The 16,769-nt window shown below is 61.5% G+C and carries 9 protein-coding genes and 1 pseudogene; 4 read left to right on the forward strand and 6 right to left on the reverse strand.

The window, feature by feature from the left end; translation table 11 throughout:
• From AC3XYG_RS40315 to AC3XYG_RS40325, 3 genes and pseudogenes are all read right to left on the reverse strand, one after another.
• Positions 1-280: pseudogene (locus AC3XYG_RS40315) on the reverse strand (ImuA family protein); the annotation flags it as partial.
• Between the two features lie 1,337 nt (positions 281-1,617).
• Positions 1,618-7,710 (reverse strand): hypothetical protein, encoded by a 6,093-nt coding sequence (locus AC3XYG_RS40320; protein ID WP_489145547.1) that lies wholly within the window; start codon positions 7,708-7,710, stop codon positions 1,618-1,620.
• Positions 7,711-8,446: 736 nt separating this feature from the next.
• Complete coding sequence (locus AC3XYG_RS40325) at positions 8,447-9,142, reverse strand: SOS response-associated peptidase (RefSeq protein WP_489145548.1); 696 nt, start codon at positions 9,140-9,142, stop codon at positions 8,447-8,449.
• A gap of 150 nt (positions 9,143-9,292) precedes the next feature.
• Between AC3XYG_RS40325 and AC3XYG_RS40330 the strand changes: the two genes are divergently transcribed.
• The 3 genes from AC3XYG_RS40330 to AC3XYG_RS40340 are packed head-to-tail and all read left to right on the forward strand — an operon-like array spanning position 9,293 to position 11,934.
• Entirely contained in the window at positions 9,293-9,469 is a 177-nt protein-coding gene (locus AC3XYG_RS40330) for a hypothetical protein (protein WP_489145549.1), read from the forward strand.
• A gap of 23 nt (positions 9,470-9,492) precedes the next feature.
• Positions 9,493-9,804, forward strand: a complete 312-nt coding sequence (locus AC3XYG_RS40335) for a hypothetical protein (RefSeq protein ID WP_489145550.1) — start codon at positions 9,493-9,495, stop codon at positions 9,802-9,804.
• Between the two features lie 60 nt (positions 9,805-9,864).
• The gene (locus AC3XYG_RS40340) at positions 9,865-11,934 is read left to right on the forward strand and encodes an ATP-dependent helicase (RefSeq protein WP_489145551.1); all 2,070 of its coding nucleotides are present in this window, start codon (positions 9,865-9,867) and stop codon (positions 11,932-11,934) included.
• A gap of 8 nt (positions 11,935-11,942) precedes the next feature.
• Here AC3XYG_RS40340 and AC3XYG_RS40345 read toward each other — a convergent pair whose 3' ends face one another.
• Together AC3XYG_RS40345 and AC3XYG_RS40350 are read right to left on the reverse strand one after the other, a co-directional pair.
• A complete protein-coding gene (locus AC3XYG_RS40345) occupies positions 11,943-13,355 on the reverse strand; it encodes a hypothetical protein (protein ID WP_489145552.1) in 1,413 nt (470 codons plus the stop codon).
• A 638-nt stretch (positions 13,356-13,993) separates the two neighbouring features.
• Positions 13,994-15,550, reverse strand: coding sequence for a tannase/feruloyl esterase family alpha/beta hydrolase (locus tag AC3XYG_RS40350; RefSeq protein WP_489145553.1), 1,557 nt, complete (start codon positions 15,548-15,550; stop codon positions 13,994-13,996).
• 234 nt (positions 15,551-15,784) lie between these two features.
• Between AC3XYG_RS40350 and AC3XYG_RS40355 the strand changes: the two genes are divergently transcribed.
• Positions 15,785-16,459 (forward strand): TetR/AcrR family transcriptional regulator, encoded by a 675-nt coding sequence (locus AC3XYG_RS40355; protein WP_489145554.1) that lies wholly within the window; start codon positions 15,785-15,787, stop codon positions 16,457-16,459.
• 30 nt (positions 16,460-16,489) lie between these two features.
• On the opposite strand, the gene AC3XYG_RS40360 is transcribed toward AC3XYG_RS40355, so the two are convergent.
• Positions 16,490-16,769 (reverse strand): hypothetical protein (locus AC3XYG_RS40360; RefSeq protein WP_489145555.1); only part of this gene is annotated, 280 nt, incomplete at its 5' end.

A 16,769-nucleotide genomic window follows, 5' to 3' on the forward strand; every position in this document is an offset into this window, starting at 1 on the left:
CGAATAGGTCCTGACGGGTCACGCACCACAGGACGCGGCCACGTGTGCGGGCAGCGATGCCGGCAGCGAATAGCGCCACTGCCGCCCCATCGAGCGCGCCATGGCCACCGCCTGCAATCTCGTGCAGCGCGCCAAGGGCCAGGCCGCCACCGGGCAGGTGCTGGTCGATCGTCGGGACCCCGAACGGCAAGACAGCGCGGCGACGAGCTGCCGAACCTTCAATCCGCTGGATGCGCTCACGAAGCTCTTTGACGACCGGAAGCGCGGCGGACGGTTTCATGCCCATCTCGATAGGCTCAGGACTACGGAATCCGCGGCGCCGAAACGCTAGTGCGGGTGAATTGTGGACCCGAGGCGAGCGTGAGCGGAGGTCAGAATCCTGGCCGGAGCCATTGCCGGCAACGAGACCGCGCCTCCGATCTGGATGCCCTCCGGGGCATCTCAGGGCAAAAGTGCGCGAGCACACATCCTTTGATTCCATCCATGCTCACCCCGTCGCCGGACAGGAACAAAGATAGAACAAACTTTACCGAAGTCGAGTCGATTCATAAAATGCTATATATGCGGTCAAAGATCGACTTTATCCACAATATGTTGCGACCGCGGAGATCGCTCCAGCCGGGGTCTGCAACAGGACGTTCGAGTCGCCATCCGCGGCGCTTGCGCAGCGCTGGGCGAAAGCCACCGCGACCTCCACCCGGTAAAAGCTCTCGATGTGCGTCCGGCCGAGTTGTACGGCCCACCGGTCCAAGGTGTGTGGGACGACGAGATATCGACGTGTCGACATGCGGCCCCACAATCGCTGTGTCGCTAGCAAAGCAATGCGGCCGATCTAGGAGGCGTTCCGCTCTCTCGGCGAAGTGGCGGATAGCTCAGACAGCATCCGGGCCGAACTGCACATGGCTTGGTCGAGCAACGAGGCCGGCGCATCCGAACGACCGGTTCGTCCCCACTGCTGCCGTTCAGAACTCATCTGAGCGCTCCAAACCGGACGCCCCCCGTCCCCGCGATGGCTCCCCAAACCGGACCTCATGCCCGAGGAAAATTGGTCCCCATTGATAGCGCTTGCACGTTGCCAAGGCTGCGCTGGAGCAGATAGCACCGCCTCACTTAGCCTAGACAAAGGACCTCCCTCATCCATGGTTTAGAGTAACTTTCTCGTCTGCAGAGCGATCGTCATCGCCCGCTGGCTGATACCCTGGATCCGGGCGGGCCTTTGCCGGCCGGTTTCGCTGAAGATGAAGCGCCGGCGGCGCGGTCACATCCATGTCGCCAGTCGTAACTGCCATCTGCTGCTGTGGGCCGACAGGCTGCACTGGCCATGGGCTCTTGGGAAAACGGCACCCGTCCGTCGTTCGACACCCAGTCCCGCAATGTTGCCGTTTGTTGCGTCCCGCGTAGCATCGGCGCGCTGCTAAGGGGACATTTCGCCGGCTCGACCCGGCGGCAATCGCCCGGGCGATCAAGGGAGGGGTCGCCCCGCGCCGGCTTCGAGCCGGGGGAGTTCTCGCGCACAGTCTCCGCGCCGCGCAGATGACCGCGGCGGATTGGCGCGGCGCGCCCTTCCAGGCAGGAGAGCCTCTGGATCGGGAATCCTACGGGCGGCCTGTCGCCGGATCAAATCTTCGTTAAAGCGAGTCCCGGTCGGCCGCTGTGCCGACCACGCAGGTCGAGCAAAACGTGCCAGATCGCCTCCGCCGCGGGCACATCCAACTGCCGAACCACGGCATCCAATATGAAAATGCCGGCCCTAAGAGCGTTTGGCCATCCATCAACGATGGCTCGAATACTGTTAGCAAATACTGATAGACGTTCCTCGCGAGAAGAGCGCAATGCCATTGAATGAGCAAATGCGGCGTCCGCGAGTGTTGAAAAGGCCTGTCCTACCTCGCCGTCAGGCTGATAAAAAAGTACATGGTATGGCCATCGCTTACTACAGACTTCCGCTCGATCATTGAGTTCTCGCAAAAAAGAATCGGTGTCGCCCTGAACCGCCAATAACTCCGCACGAAATCCGGATACTCGTGTACTCGACCCGTCATCTTTTCCGGCGCGTAGGTCATAGCCAAACGCATCTAGCGTAGCTCGGATCTCATCGACCAGACTGATCTCAATTTGCTGCGGATCGACGAGCGTCAACATGCTTGGAAGCATCTGTCGTTGTGGCGAATCGGCCGGCTGCCCAAGCAGCCTTTCAGCCAGTCGCGTGTGAGTCCGCGCGGTGAACTCACTATCTGCGGCCACCCACCCCGTCTCGATCAATAGGGGAATCGGATCAGCCGCAACCCAAAAATCGGACGGCGCCGTCGGCCAAGGCCTGATCGCGTCAGCATATGGAAGCCAACCAAACTCCCCCTGCAGCCCACAGACCGACTGCAATCTCTGCGTCAATTCCGGATTGGGGTTTCTAAGGACAGACAAAATTCTCGCGACAACAGACGTCGCGAACCGGTGCTGCCCATAATCGAGAGTAACCAGGCGAACCCATTCCGATATGTCTGAACGGGATTCCATATCACGAAAGTGTAGACGGCTGATTGACTTTATCCAAAGAGCCAAGGCCTCGCGATCGACATTCGGCGGACTTAGAGCACACGTTAGTTGATCAGCATATACCCAGAGAAAACATACACGCCATTTCTCCGGAAGTCTCTGCCAATCAGCACGCCGGGCGACCTGGCGTGCACCGTGTCGAATGAGAGCTGTAAAGAGCGAACCGAGTCGTTCAACCGAATCTATCGCACAGCGCACAGCCCGCCCAATCGCCCCGACGTCACTTTGGGAGACAGTAGCAAGAATCTCTAGTTTCATTACCTCTAGTAGTGGCGAGGACCACATCTTAGAAACATTCTCTCCCATAACATCATCAAAATCATTATAGATCTGCACACTAAGCTCTCTCGGAATAGAGATAGTGGAACCAGCAATTCTCGAAACCGCCGCCGTCATACCAATTCGCGAGATGAGCCTTGCCCCTGCAGCACCCATACATTCCAAATTAGCGTCTTCTCCAATATCGGCCACACTCATAAACTCGGCGATCGCATCCGGGTCAGGTAGCTGAAGATCCGAAACACTAAGTGGCTGGTTCTTTTCCACTATACCGCGCATACGCCATATCGTCTTGTGAAAATCACCATCAAGCATATACTTGAATGCCTCGAATCGATCTTCAACCCCAGGTATTCTTGCCAGGCGATCTAGATCGGCTTCCTTTATTAACCCCTCTCTTTCAGAGAGAGACGGAATTCCGGCGAGGACCTTCGCTCGGACACTAGGATCTGGGTGCAATAGGGCAGTTGTGACAGGGTCCAGTCGGAACCGCTCGTCATCTGCAGCTAGACCGACAGACGGAACGCCGTGGCTCGATAGAATTACGTCAATTTCGGCGTCGCGGCCGTTTGCGAGCCTGATAGCTACCGTCGCGTGAGAGCCGTTCGATTGCCCAAGGCTCCGTTCCAGGGCTTCAGCAGCCGAAACTACCGGAACGGATATTCCGTCTGCAACTGAGAGCATCATCAATGTTCGATGTCGAAGTTTTATATGCAGGTCGTGCCGACTTGCAACGCGATCTGCCCACGAATCCGGAAGCAGATCCAAAAGATCCTGAACTGCGCGGCAGAGCCTAGCGTCCAGTTCATCTGCAAGGTTCTCTGGAACATCGTCCCGCGGTTCGAGCAACCTGCTTAGAGTGGCTGCTAGCGCATCCGCCACTTCCTCTGCAAGATTTTGGTCAGCTTCTGCCAGCGGATCTAACACCGTGCGAACGAACCAGTTGACAAACCCTCGCCCATCCAGCTTCGAGGACTGCCCAGCTGACAATTTGGAGACAAGTGGCAAATCGATAGCATGTGCGACCATGGTCGCAACAAAGCGACGGCGCGCCTCAGCGGGCGCTGGGGTCGATACCGGGGGCTGCTCAAAGCGCAGGCACGTCCAGGCCCACGAAGAACGAGCTATCTTTGACGCCTGGTCGGCTTCAGGATTGGACCACACTTCACTCAACACGTCGCGCACGAGCGCCCCGAGATCTACAGGGCGTCTCATCTCGCTGACGATCGCACCATCCCGTTGAATTAAAGTTGATAAGTCAAGATATTGAACCCGTCCGAGTTCCTCGACATACCATGAGCGTAAATCCGCCAAGGCAGGGCCTTCAACAATTTGCCCATCCACAATCAGGGCCGCGTCAAGCGGTTCGAAAAACTCATCTGCCTCAATCGGCAAGAAGGAATAGCCTGTGTCGCGCAACTCCTTACGAAGGCGAATATACGCTCCTCGATCAATTGCGGACCGATTCTCAAGGTTCTCTAATATGTCTAGCAAATACACAGCGCCGTCCAGGCGCTGATGTGAGAGAAATCTATCCTCGATCCAAAACAGTGCCGCAGCAGACTCCTGAGCGGTGAGAATTTCAATGATGCAGCGTACATGTGGTGGGATAGGCTCCGCCGTGCTTTCGCGAGGTATTGATCGCGGTATGGTTTGCCAGTGGCCCTGCTCCAATCGCTCCGCGACTGTCGCTCGCAGTTTGACAATTCGGTCTCTTATTTCGTTGTCGTGAAGCGCTGAGTCTATCTCGTTCGCTACCCGATCGGCATCGGCCCTCGATATAAGCGTCGGGACCGCGAGAGCAACCGGCTCGAGCACATCAGCTGAGGCGAGTCTATAGATCGAGAAAGCAGAGAGCGCCAGCGACTCTGCAGACCAACTGCCGGAGAGATCGGGATGATCCACCCCGAGTTCTTGGAGAGCGCGAAGTGCATCGTCACTGCTTATATTGCCATTTCTGACGGCCGCTCCGAGAGCAGATTGCAGTCTGCTAGCGTCAATCTGAAGGGCGTTGTCATCACTCTCCAGTCGTATCGAACCTTCTGGTCGGTCCTCTACCAGCTTAATGACGCCAAATTGAATCGAGTCCCTAACCTTTTGCACCATGGTTTTGTCGACGGCTCGAAACTCGGCCGTGATCTCAATAAGTGCCTCCGGAAGCGACGGGGGCACTTCCACCGAGAAAACCTGATCGACCTTTGCTAATAGATTAAACCGTTCCAACAACAATAGTGCTGACAGATCAAGCCGCAGGGGCGGCCTTCCTGCCTCAATCGGCGGAGCCGACGTTCGGCGAGCAGCAGAAATAAGGAGAACCGGGAATTTGTCTCCGGCGTTGTTCCTTCTATATTGTTCGCTTTCTAGAAACAACCGCACATAGGCCTTCATGTCCGAACGCATGATTACGGCTGCTAATGCCCGTCCTTTGAGCCACTCCTCAAAATTCTTTCGATATGCATCAGTTTGCTCGTGGATGTAAGCGAGCACGGCGTCAACTGATTCGAATTTGACGAAAGTTGAACCTTCTGGAACTCCCTCTCCCCACATTGATCTCATGACCCGGTCTTGCAGTTCAGCGAGACCAAGCTCGGCGGACAGCGAAAGCACGAAGCCCGCGAGTTGCTGTGGGATCTCTCGCTGCCCCACCGCCGACAGAGCGCGCTTGGCCGTCTCCGGCGCATGCGCGCGCAAGGCGTACGCAATCTGCATTGCGTGGCGTTGATCTAATCGGCCTTCATCCAGAGCCCGCTCCGCTTCCGCTTGGAACTCCCGGAGGGCACCAATTTTGAGGTATGCGTCCATCAGGCGATCCCGTATTTCGGGATCATCTCGCTCGCTCCGTAGTGCCTGCAAATCGAATATAACGGGCCGATGCGAGCCGAGGTCTGTATTTGCCTGAATCCTGAGATGTATTAGATTAGTCGGTATATGGCCATCAAAGTAATTAAAGCTCCCGGTTATGATTGATATGCAGTCCTGAGGTTTTCCGACCCGCAATGCGGCTATTGCTGCCAACTCAATAGCGTTGATTGTGCCGATTCCTATTAGACGTTCACGAAGGCTATTAACATGCTCGTATGCTCGACGTTGTGACAGAAATGCCGCGCCGGCGATAACATTTTCGACAGGGGTGTCGCTCCTCATAAGAAGATCGGCAAGCGGAGCTAGATCGTTGTTTCTAAGAGCGCTGTTCACTGCCTGAGGATAGCCAATGGCAGCACCACTGGAGGCGTCTCCAAATTGCTCACGCCATCCGTCGAGAAAGTCGCTCGCTTCCGGGAACAGATGAGCGAACCGGCTGATTATTGCGAGGCCAGGGCCAGGTTCAGTTGGCTTAGCACACATCAGAGCGAGGACAACCACATGACTCGGGCTTCCCCGACCCTGACGAATTGCGTCGCCGAGCACCTTCCGGAGCTTCCCTTCGCGCAGCGGAACGTTGAACTGGTGACACCAAGCAATTGCCAGCGGGTTTACATTTTGGCGATTTAATAAAACTCTTGCAAAGGATCGTGCTTCCTCGTGGCGCTCCGGATGCATTAGGAGTGCCCCAAGCTTCCAGATCTCGACATCCTCCTTTATGTCAAGATCCCGAAAGAGGAGTAGTTGGTCAAACGCGACGCTCGACTGACGCAATCTTTCTAAAGAAGATTTGTTTCCACGAAGCAAGGCCGCATTCATTGGGTTGGGCGACGAGCCAAATTGCGGCGTGACTCCATCACCAAGCGCCGCAAATAACCGCATCGCACCGAGGGTCAATAGCGGTATTGCATCTTGGGGCGCTCGCTGGTGGGCGTTGGTAGCGAGACTGAGCGCCTTATCGACGCGGCCAGACAATGCTTCGACGATTGCGCGCAAACGGAGTACTTCGGCGGAAATGTTCTCTGGCTCAAATTCACCTAGAATGGTGCCGGCTTCGACTATCCGACTGGTCTCGATCAGCAATCCCGCTTTGATTTCACGTTCGCGCGCCGTACAAGGTTCAGTCAGGCATTCCAGAGCTGACCCAGGCCCCAATGTCCGACGGGTCATCAATGCCCCAACCGACCGGTCCGGGGCCGGCGCTAGGCGCGCCGCTTCTGATAGCAGTTCTTCAGCGACCTCTGGTTGATCGTCGCGGAGTTGCAACATTGCCGCCGCACGGAGCGCCTTAGCCCGAGTGTCGGCAGGCAAGAGGGGCCAGGTTCCTGCATCCCCGCGAACGGACGCAAGCCATTGGCGCATCGCTACGCTACTGCCAGCCCTCATTTTGCGCAGCGCGTCATCCAGTTGTCCCGCCAACGCGGTGTTGAGAGGCAGGCTGAGTCTTGCGGCTACGTCGTCAACGATTTGCGCGAGGACCCCTATGTTGTTTTGAGCGAGGGGAGATACTAGAGGAGTTGGCGTTTCAACGGTGGCGCTCGTGACAGCAGCTGATGCAGATATTGCGTCAACCCAATATGGTCCAAAATATCGACCCACTAGTGAGGCATCTTCTCTCAGGAACTCGGTAATCGAATACGAATTCCAGAGATGAAAATTTATGTTTCTACGCCTCAAATCTTCTACCAAGAGTTTTGATGCGTCATTCATGTCGTCATCGTTACATTCATGACTCACGGCTAATACAAAATCAGTAACACCCTTGTCTTTCCAATGACCATCGAGGTGTTTGGTAAAATCCTCAATCCATGGACGGAATTCCCATGCTTTAATGTCCTTATAACATTTGGCAGATACGACGATCCGAGGTAGGTGCTCCGAGTCAAACCCTTCTACATCAACACCATATTGGTCGACGCCCGCCGTTCGCTTCAGCGAAGCACGCACGACATTAGGAAACCGACGGTTGACTACGTCACGGCAGAGTTCTTCGAATTTCCGGCTGCCGACATCCACCAGTGGCAAGATGCTAACGCGATGAACCGACGGTGGGGTTATCTCATATCTTGGGGTAGTGATCCCGCGACGCGGCTGGTAGTCCTTTGGGGGATCATTTGCGCGTCTGCCCGATCGAGGTTTCGTCGCACGCTTAGCCATGCCACCGTGATCGCGCTTTTGAAATGCCATTCCACTCTATACCCCTGCCTTTGTGCATCAATCAGGGATTAAGTGGAAGCGTCGATGGTGATGCGTCGCCGTGTAAGCGGAAGGATACAGCTCGACAGGGGAGAGACGCCGAGGCTTTTTCCGGGCGGGCGGTCTGCACACAATGCTGGTTGATCAAGGGGAGCCTAAGCGATGTGCAGTCCCGACCTCCAACCCTCGCCTGCCATGGATGTGGCCTTTTGCGTCCGATCACGTCCGCTTCGTGGAGGCGTCTGCGGCGTCTGCTTTCGGCTGCACTCTCAGGCCGAACCCAATCGAAAATCGCGAGGATTCCGTGCCTTCGATCGTAGTCCGCTGTCGGACCGCCCACTTAACGACCGCTTATGGCGCTCTGCAGCCTGACTGGCCGACCGGGACGGGCGGGTTTTCAGCGGTTTCGAGCGACGTCCGGTATCGGGCCGCGGCTGCAACGACCGCTTATGGCGCACTCCCGTCAGCCGAACCGGCACGAGCGAGCGGCCGCCAACCGTCATTCGGAAGCGACAGCCTGCGTAGAGGTCCACAGCATCGCTCGGCCGCTTGCCGTTCATCCGGTCCGCGGCGAAAACAGATCGGGTTCCCCAGGCGGCTCCGCTTCCTGCACCACATTGGCCGGGCGTTTGGATTTGGCGGGCCAGCGAATCGTGCCTTTGGCGGGGAAGGGCTGCAGCATCCCCTGCACCTCCTCGAGAGGCGCGGGCACCTCGCCGAACCAGCCGGCCAGTTGGTCTATTGTCAGGATCGCCGGCATGCGGTCATGAATCTGGCCGACCAGGTCGTTGGCTTCCGTGGTGATGGTGGCAAAGGTCCGAATCCAGCTCGCCGTACCGGGCAGACACCAGGCATCCCAAATGCCGGCCACGAATAGGTCGGATCCGTCTGCATTGCCGAACGCAAACTCGCGGCCCTTGGGTTCGCCGATGGTGCGGCGCTGGGTGAAGAGGTCGATCGAAATGATGCAACGGCGCTTGGCGAAGGACTTCGCGAAGGTCGGAAGCTCGGCGATGGTCTCGGCGCGGGCGTGAAGATGTGGGCTCGCCTGGTCCGGCGCCCAGTTCGGGATGAGGCCCCACTTCAGCAAATCGAACTGCCGGCGGGCGGTCTCGGGGTTGCGCCGGACGACGATTATCTCGGCGCCGGGCACCATCTCGCCCGGGCGATTGCCCAGGGCGCGTGCCCGCCGCTCCTGCAGCCGGACCAGCTCGGCGATACGCTCCGATGTCGTGCTGTCGGATGAAGCCATGACGATTCACATAGGCTGAGAGGCGAGATTGTCACCGACGACACGGGGTAGCAGCGGCGCCGACCGCCCGCGAGCCGAGATTCGATTCGACTCCGGCTTCGACCGCGATTAGAACATACAGTGAACAATCCATCGCTGATGAGGTCAATCTTGCCACGCGACCTGGATGTCGAACTCCGGAACTTCGAGCTCGACGAAGCCGTGAGCTGCAACGAACTGCGCTGGAAGGCGCTGGAACTGGGCATGCGCGAGGCCGAGATCGCGGCGCTGTTGGCCCAGGGCGTCGCCGTCGCGAAACGGCACATCGAAGCCCTAACCATCGGCTGAGTGACAAACGATTGGTGAGTGTCATGCCAAAACCAAGCCCGATCGATCCTATCCGGGAAGACACGGAGGAGTACGAAACCGCCGTCCTGCAGGCGCTCGATGCCATGGATGGCGGTGAATGGCAGGAACAGCTGGATGCCTTCCGCCGTTTCAGCCTGATCTTCATGAAGACGATCGACTGGACATACGAACAGAAGGTCATCGCGAGCCGCTACCTTGCGCAGCGAGGACGGATCGAGGCGGAGGACTGGGAAACTGTGGCCAACGCGATGGGGCGATTCGCGGACGATTGCGGTAGCCCTCAGCCCGCCAACGACCTCGGGATGCCCCACTAAGCTGTGCCGAAAGATCGGCTCGATATTGCGAACAAACCGGGAATGATGCTGACTGGCTGGATGAGCATCTCCGAGTCGACCGCTGTGATCCCCTCCTACCTGGACCTGCTCAATGCCGAGCAGCGGGCAGCGGTCGAATTCGGCATCGACGCGCCACCAGCCGGGCCGCTGCTGGTAATTGCCGGCGCCGGATCGGGAAAGACCAACACGCTGGCGCATCGCGTCGTGCGGCTGATCGAGGCCGGTGCAGATCCGCGCCGGATCCTGCTGCTGACCTTCTCCCGCCGGGCGGCTGACGAAATGACGAGACGGAGCGAGCGCATTGCGGCGCGGGTGCTCGGCCACGGCGGCGCCGGCGCCGCGCTGGACTGGGCGGGCACCTTCCACGCGATCGGCGCCCGGCTGTTGCGGGAATATTCCGAGCAGCTCGGTCTCGACGTCTCGTTCTCGATCCTCGACCGCGAGGACTCGGCCGACCTGATGAACCTGGCCCGGCATGAACTGGGCCTGTCCGCCACCAAGGAGCGGTTCCCGACTAAGGCGACCTGCCTGGCCATCTATTCCCGGGTCGTCAACGCCCAGCTGCCGCTCCTCGATGTGCTCAAGGACACCTTCCCGTGGTGTGCGAACTGGGGCGATGAACTGCGCCGGCTGTTCGGCCTGTATGTCGATGCCAAGCAGCGCCAGATGCTGTTGGACTATGACGACCTGCTCCTCTACTGGGCACAAGCGATGGAGGATCCGGACCTGGCGGCCGAGATCGGGGGCCGGTTCGACCATATCCTGGTCGACGAATACCAGGACACGAACCGCCTGCAGGCGGCGATCCTGACAGCGCTGAAGCCCGATGGCCGCGGCCTGACGGTGGTCGGCGATGACGCGCAGGCGATCTACAGCTTCCGGGCTGCGACGGTGCGCAACATCCTGGATTTCCCAGGGCTGTTCTCGCCGCCGGCGACGGTGCTGACCCTAGCGCGGAACTACCGCTCGACGCAGCCGATCCTCGCCGCGGCGAATGCGGTCATCGATCTCGCCCCGGAGCGCTACGCCAAGCAGCTCTGGTCCGACCGCGTATCGGAACAGCGGCCGCGGCTGGTCAGCGTCCGGGACGAGGTCGACCAGGCCCGCTACGTCGCCGATCGCGTCCTCGAAGACCGCGAGGCGGGCGTGCTCCTGAGGCAGCAGGCCGTGCTGTTTCGCACTTCGAGCCATTCGAGCCACCTTGAGGTGGAGTTGACCCGGCGAAACATCCCCTATCGCAAGTTTGGCGGCCTGAAGTTCCTCGACGCCGCGCACGTCAAGGATATGCTGTCGGTCCTCCGTTGGGCGGAGAACCCGCGCGACCGGATCGCCGGATTCCGGGTGCTGCAGCTGTTGCCCGGCATCGGGCCAGTCCATTCCGGCCGTGTCCTGGACCAGATGGCCGCAGCGGCGGTGCCGTTCCATGCCCTGGCCGATGCAAAGCCGCCGGCGTCCGCGGCTGCGGCCTGGCCGGACCTGGCGAGCTTGATGATGGCCCTGCGTGGCCGCGACGTCCCTTGGCCTGCGGAACTCGACGCCATCCAACGGTGGTATGCTCCGCATCTGGAGCGAATTCACGAGGATGCCGAGATCCGCGCCAGCGACCTGGCGCAGCTGGCGCAGATCGCTGCCGGCAGCGCCTCGCGGTCCGACTTCCTGACCGATCTCACCCTGGATCCACCGGAGGCGACGGGCGACCATGCGGGCCCTCCCCTTCTCGACGACGACTACCTGATCCTGTCGACCATCCACAGCGTAAAGGGCCAAGAGTATCGGTCGGTCTATATCCTCAACGTGGTCGACGGCTGCATCCCGTCGGACCTCAGCACCGGCACGACGGAGGAGATAGAGGAGGAGCGGCGGGTGCTGCATGTAGGGATGACGCGCGCCAAGGACGAGTTGCATCTGGTCGTGCCATACCGCTTCTACACCCACCAGCAGGCCAAGCTCGGCGACAAGCATGTCTATGCATCCCGAACGCGATTCATCCCGCGGACGCTCCTGCCGCTCTTCGAAGAGATGACGTGGTCGCCGCTCGGCGCCAACGTCAGCGCTAGCGGCCGCGCACGCGTCGATGTCGGCGCGAAACTCCGGTCAATGTGGAGTTAGGACGTGCTCTACCCAGGCGTGGTGACGAAGTCCACTCCGGCATAGCCGAGTGCCTCGGCTGCGACGCTTGAGATATCCCCATAGCTCTTGTCGATCTGGTCCCGAATGAATCTGGACTTGACCCGGATCTGTAGGCGGTGGTCGTCGATCCCAGAGGCGGCAGCTTCGTCAAGCCATGACTTCCATACTGCCAGGGCCGCGGCCTCGCTGCGGCCGAGCCGCCGAGTCGCCGCCGCAATCCAGGCACTTCGGTAGATCGCGAGAAGATCCGCGGCAACTGTCGGCGCAAGAGCCTGCTCCATGGGTTCGATCTCCCGATCTGGGGCCGAAAGCGGATTTTTCGCGAGATGTGCCGATGAGGTCCTCGCTGCGTGAGCGAGGCGGGAGAGCTGATGGAGGTTGCGCGACAGGTCCCAGGGCCGCTCCGATGTTGCAAAGCGGGTGAACCATCCGCCCGGGTTCCGGACTGGCCGACCGGGCGAGGCTGGCGTGTCGCAGGCGATGATCCAGCCCAGCATGGCGTTGGCGGCGCCGTGGCGGTTCACCGCCCAGTTCCAGATGTGATGGGGGTTGCGGATCCCACTTACCGTCGCGAGGTACTCGCGGGCGACGGTCGCGTTGAGGGCTTCCAGGGGGTCCGTCCGAAGCTGATCGATGTCGATCAGCCGGCGGAGCGTCGGGGACGCCTCCCACGCTTCGACAAGGGCCCCACGCCCCCTGTCCTCCGGGATGGAGGGTGCCGGTTCAGCGCCGGTGGAGAAGCCTGCTCCACCTGGGGAGCAATTGACGGCGCCTCCATCCTTGGCGTCGTCTGGTGGGGTGGCAAAGGTGCAGCCAGCTGCGGCCGGCTCGGCCGGCCGCCTACGAAATCGACCGCGCGCAGCGTCACTCTGTTCAACAAGTTTTTCTGGTTTAATGGCTGTTTCTGTTAGGCCCGACGCTGTGTCGGCCGAAACCGACACAGCGTCGGGCTCGATCATCAGCGCTGACCGGCAGATCCGAGCGCGCGGCAGGCGGTCCGCCTTGGCCGCGGCGTGTGCGTCCAGGATATCGGCCGCAATGCGGCAAAAGCCGCTCAGGTCCGTGTGATAGGTACGCCACCGCGGCGGCAGGAATCGTCTGATGAGGCGCCGTGCCTCAAGCCGCGAGATCGAACGCGTGATGCTTCGTTCGGTGTATCCGGTATCGAGCGCCAAGCAGACCGTTGAGGGCCAGACTGTGGTCCTCCCGGCGGTGAGGGCAAGTTGGTCGATATGGCGGATCAAGGCACAAAGCACCGCCTTGTCCGCCTGGTTCAAGTCGGCCAAGGCCGGCAGGTGATGGCAGACCCATGCGGCATCGATCAACGCAAGTTTGTTGCGGGCGCTGGGCTGGGATCGAGGGTGTGCGACATCGGATGCCGGCTGCAGGGCAGCGGTCATGCGGGGAGCTCTCCAATTTGAGGACGAGTTTTCCCGCGCCGAGAATCGGCTTGGACCTTGACCGGCGAAATGGCGAGCCCTATTCTCGGAGGTGCGATTTCAGAGAATGTGGACTCCCCGGCCGGGTTATCTCGGGCGGGGTTTCTGCTGTTTGGGGCGTGCTACATTGCCCACCCCCCGCGGTGGAGGCACCCGACCGCAGCGCAGCAGTTGACGCCCGGATAGCTCCGCTGTCCGGATTTCGCGATTCTGAAATTGAGTTTGATGGTTGCTGCAGCGACCGCCGCGTCAGCCAAACGGCCTCGTATAGCGGGCGACGTATCCTTCGAGCGACCAGCACGCGCTCGCACGCAACTCAAACGCAACATCTGCCAAAGCCCTGTAGCTCCGTGCTACTGGCTGCTCTCTCTTGCTACCGTATGCGCTTGATTTTGTTGGAGAGCCCTTGCGTTGACATCGTAGGGGTCACAGGTTCAATCCCTGTCGCGCCCACCACCGGACCTCCAGGCCATGCAGTCATCCCCGAGAGGGGACCAGCCGGACTCATCCTCAAGTCTCACGCAATCCTGGAGTCTGGGGAAAGCCTTCCGGGCTTCCCCCGCTCCACGAAACACGCATCGATCGCCTGCGCCGCCCACCTATTGCCGCGCAGCCGGAGTCGCACGGCACACATAGCTGGCGGCGTCGCTGATGCTGCCGTCGCCCCGGTACCGCGGCAGGGCCGGCCAGGCGCAGGCGGGAAGCGTGGCGACGACGGCGCCCTTGGCGTCGAGCTTGCTGCCGATCACCCGTTCGGGCGCCCGGCCCTGCTCAACCCACCCGATCAGCACTCCGAGATAGTCGAACTGGTCCGGACCGGGGCCGCCGAAGCCATGGCCGACGCCGGGTTCCAGGAAGAACCGCATGTTGCCCTGGGCGCCCGGCCGTATGGCCGCCGCCATGGCCCCCACCCGCTGCCAGTTCGCCACATGGTCGCGGGCGGAGATCAAGGGGTCCGCCCCGCCGCTGAAGGACAGCAGCTTGCGGCCGGAGGCGGCGAAGAGCGCGATCGCCGACAGCGACGGGTCCAGCCCCTGCTGGCGCAGGCCCCGGGCGATGACCGGGGCATCGCGCTGCGCGTTGTACGATGCCTGCAGGCTTCCCGGCACCGGCGCCGGCAGCAGCCAGGCCGGGTCGAGCGTGGCCATTGCGGCGTAGCCCCCGGCCAGGCCGGCGGCGCTGAAGAAGGCCGCCGGATCCAGCGTGGTGCCGAAATCGGCCCAATAGTTGCCGGCGAAGGGCCCGACCGGCAGGACCTGCGGCCGGATCAGGTCGCGCACCGTCGCCAGCTGCGCCGGGGTCAGGCAGGTTGCCGCGGCGCTGGTGCCGCAGGCCAGGGTGCCGGGGTCGAAGGCGCAGCTGCCGGGGTCCAGGATCACGCCGTTGGCGTTGCCGCAGGCCGCCGTCGCCGCCTGATACGCCGCGGTCCATTGCGCCGTGGACGGCATCGCCACGGTGCCGGCACGGGACACGATGCCGAGGATCGCCGGCATCTGCGTCGCCATCTGCATGGTCTCGGCGCCGGCGATGATGCCGTCGTACTCCGTCGGCAGGATCGCGGCGACGGTATAGGCGTTCCGGCCGCCATTGGAGATGCCGTGGAAATAGGTGCGGCGCGGCGGCCCGCCGTAGAAGGCCCGGACCACCGCCTTGGCGAAATGCACGGTCTTCGGCAGCGCCGCAAAGGCGTAATCGGTCCGTTCGGCGGCGTTCGCCACCAGCTCGGCCGGATTGCCGCTGCGGTTGCCGCCGTTGGAGGCGGTGTAGGCAACGCCGCGCTGCAGGATCGGCATCAGCGGCAGCTGGGCCGAGGTCGCCTCGACCGACGGCAGCCGGCCGTCGAAGCCGCCGCCGCCCTCATGCAGCAGCCGGCCCTGCCAGCCATCCGGCAGGTCGACCTCGATATCCAGCGTTGTGCCGCCGGCACCGACGGCCAGGACCTTGCAGTAGCCGGGCACCGCGCCGGCCGCATCGATCCGGCTTGCCTGGGTGATGCGGATGCCCCCGATCAGCTGCCCCTGCAGCCCTGGGCAGGACGCCGTCCGGGTCGCAGCCTGGACCGGTGCGCCGGCCCAGCCCACGGCCAGCAGCAGCGGGATCAGACCGGACAGGATTCCGTTTCCGCGAAGATATCGACAGCGTGACAAGACGCGCATCAGCCCCTCCTCCGGTGATCGTCAGCAGGAAAAGATGGAAAGCCCCCGGGCCTGGCGCCTTCGGTTGACGCAGAACATCGCGTATGAGGGTTTGTGGGATGGTCTGGATCGAGGCCGCGAACGAAACTCCCCCTCGGTCGTCAGGCAGACTATTGTGGCAATCAAAGTGACAATTTGTCAATTCGACATTTCGTCAATTGCGGTTTGGGCTGTTTCCGGGACACTGAGGCCGAAATGGGAACGAAACCGAAGTCGACGGGAACTCCCGATTTCCGGACCAGGACAGGGGCGGCCCGTCGTGTCCGGACCCGGGGCCGGATCGTCGCGGCGACCTTGGCGCTGTTCGACGAACGCGGCGTCGCGGGCGTCACGATCGACGACGTCCGGTCCGTGGCAGGCTTGGCGCGCGGCACCTTCTACAATTATTTCCCGACCTACGAGGCGATGCTGTGTGAGATTGCCGGCGACATCACGGCCCAACTGAACCGGGAGCAGGACGAACAGGTCGTGGAGGCCGATGTCGGCATCCGGATCTTCCAATACATGCGGTACTTCATGCTGCGCGCGGCGTCGGATCGGGCGTGCAGCGAAGTGCTGGTGCGCGTGCTGCCGATTGTCGGGCCACCGAACCCGCGCATGGCGGCGCACGCCCGAGCGACCGCAGGTGAGGCCGTGCGCGACGGAACCCTCGGGAGCGGCCTGCCGGAGCTCGGCATCGATATCGGCTACGGCGTCTGCGCCGTGATCCTGCGACGGGCGCTCGCCCGGGGCGTCGACCCCGGCGAGATCACCGAGGCGGCGCTCATGCTGTTGAGGGCCCAGGGCATGCCGGAAGACAGGATCGCCGCGATCCGGTCGACCCCGCTGCCGACGATGCCGCCGGAACCGCTCCGCAGCACCCTGCTCTGACGCGCCATGCGGGCTCTACTCCCGTTCTGCTCAGGGAATCAGGCGGCCCTCGCGCAGGGATTGGAACAGCGCGAAGAAGGCGTCGTCCGTGGCCTGGTATTCGGTGAAGCCGAGGCGCCGGCTCTTCGACATGTCGGTCACGACCTCAATCGGGCGACCGAGATCCGCATCCGTGTGCCAGGGCGATGCCAGGCGATCCAGCTGCGCTTCCCGCAGGCCGTGGCGGCGGGCGATGTCCGCCCACACCCCGGCATCGCCGGCCATCTGCGTCTCCAGCGGCAGGACAGTGCCATCGAACGGCACGGCGTCC

The organism is Inquilinus sp. (assembly GCF_057815775.1).

Excerpts from the sequence above, each read along its gene's own strand:
- AC3XYG_RS40350 (WP_489145553.1), bottom strand. The coding sequence starts at position 15,550 with ATGCGCGTCTTGTCACGCTGTCGATATCTTCGCGGAAACGGAATCCTG.
- AC3XYG_RS40340 (WP_489145551.1), top strand. The coding sequence starts at position 9,865 with ATGAGCATCTCCGAGTCGACCGCTGTGATCCCCTCCTACCTGGACCTG.
- AC3XYG_RS40325 (WP_489145548.1), bottom strand. The coding sequence starts at position 9,142 with ATGGCTTCATCCGACAGCACGACATCGGAGCGTATCGCCGAGCTGGTC.
- AC3XYG_RS40355 (WP_489145554.1), top strand. The coding sequence starts at position 15,785 with ATGGGAACGAAACCGAAGTCGACGGGAACTCCCGATTTCCGGACCAGG.
- AC3XYG_RS40345 (WP_489145552.1), bottom strand. The coding sequence starts at position 13,355 with ATGACCGCTGCCCTGCAGCCGGCATCCGATGTCGCACACCCTCGATCC.
- AC3XYG_RS40335 (WP_489145550.1), top strand. The coding sequence starts at position 9,493 with ATGCCAAAACCAAGCCCGATCGATCCTATCCGGGAAGACACGGAGGAG.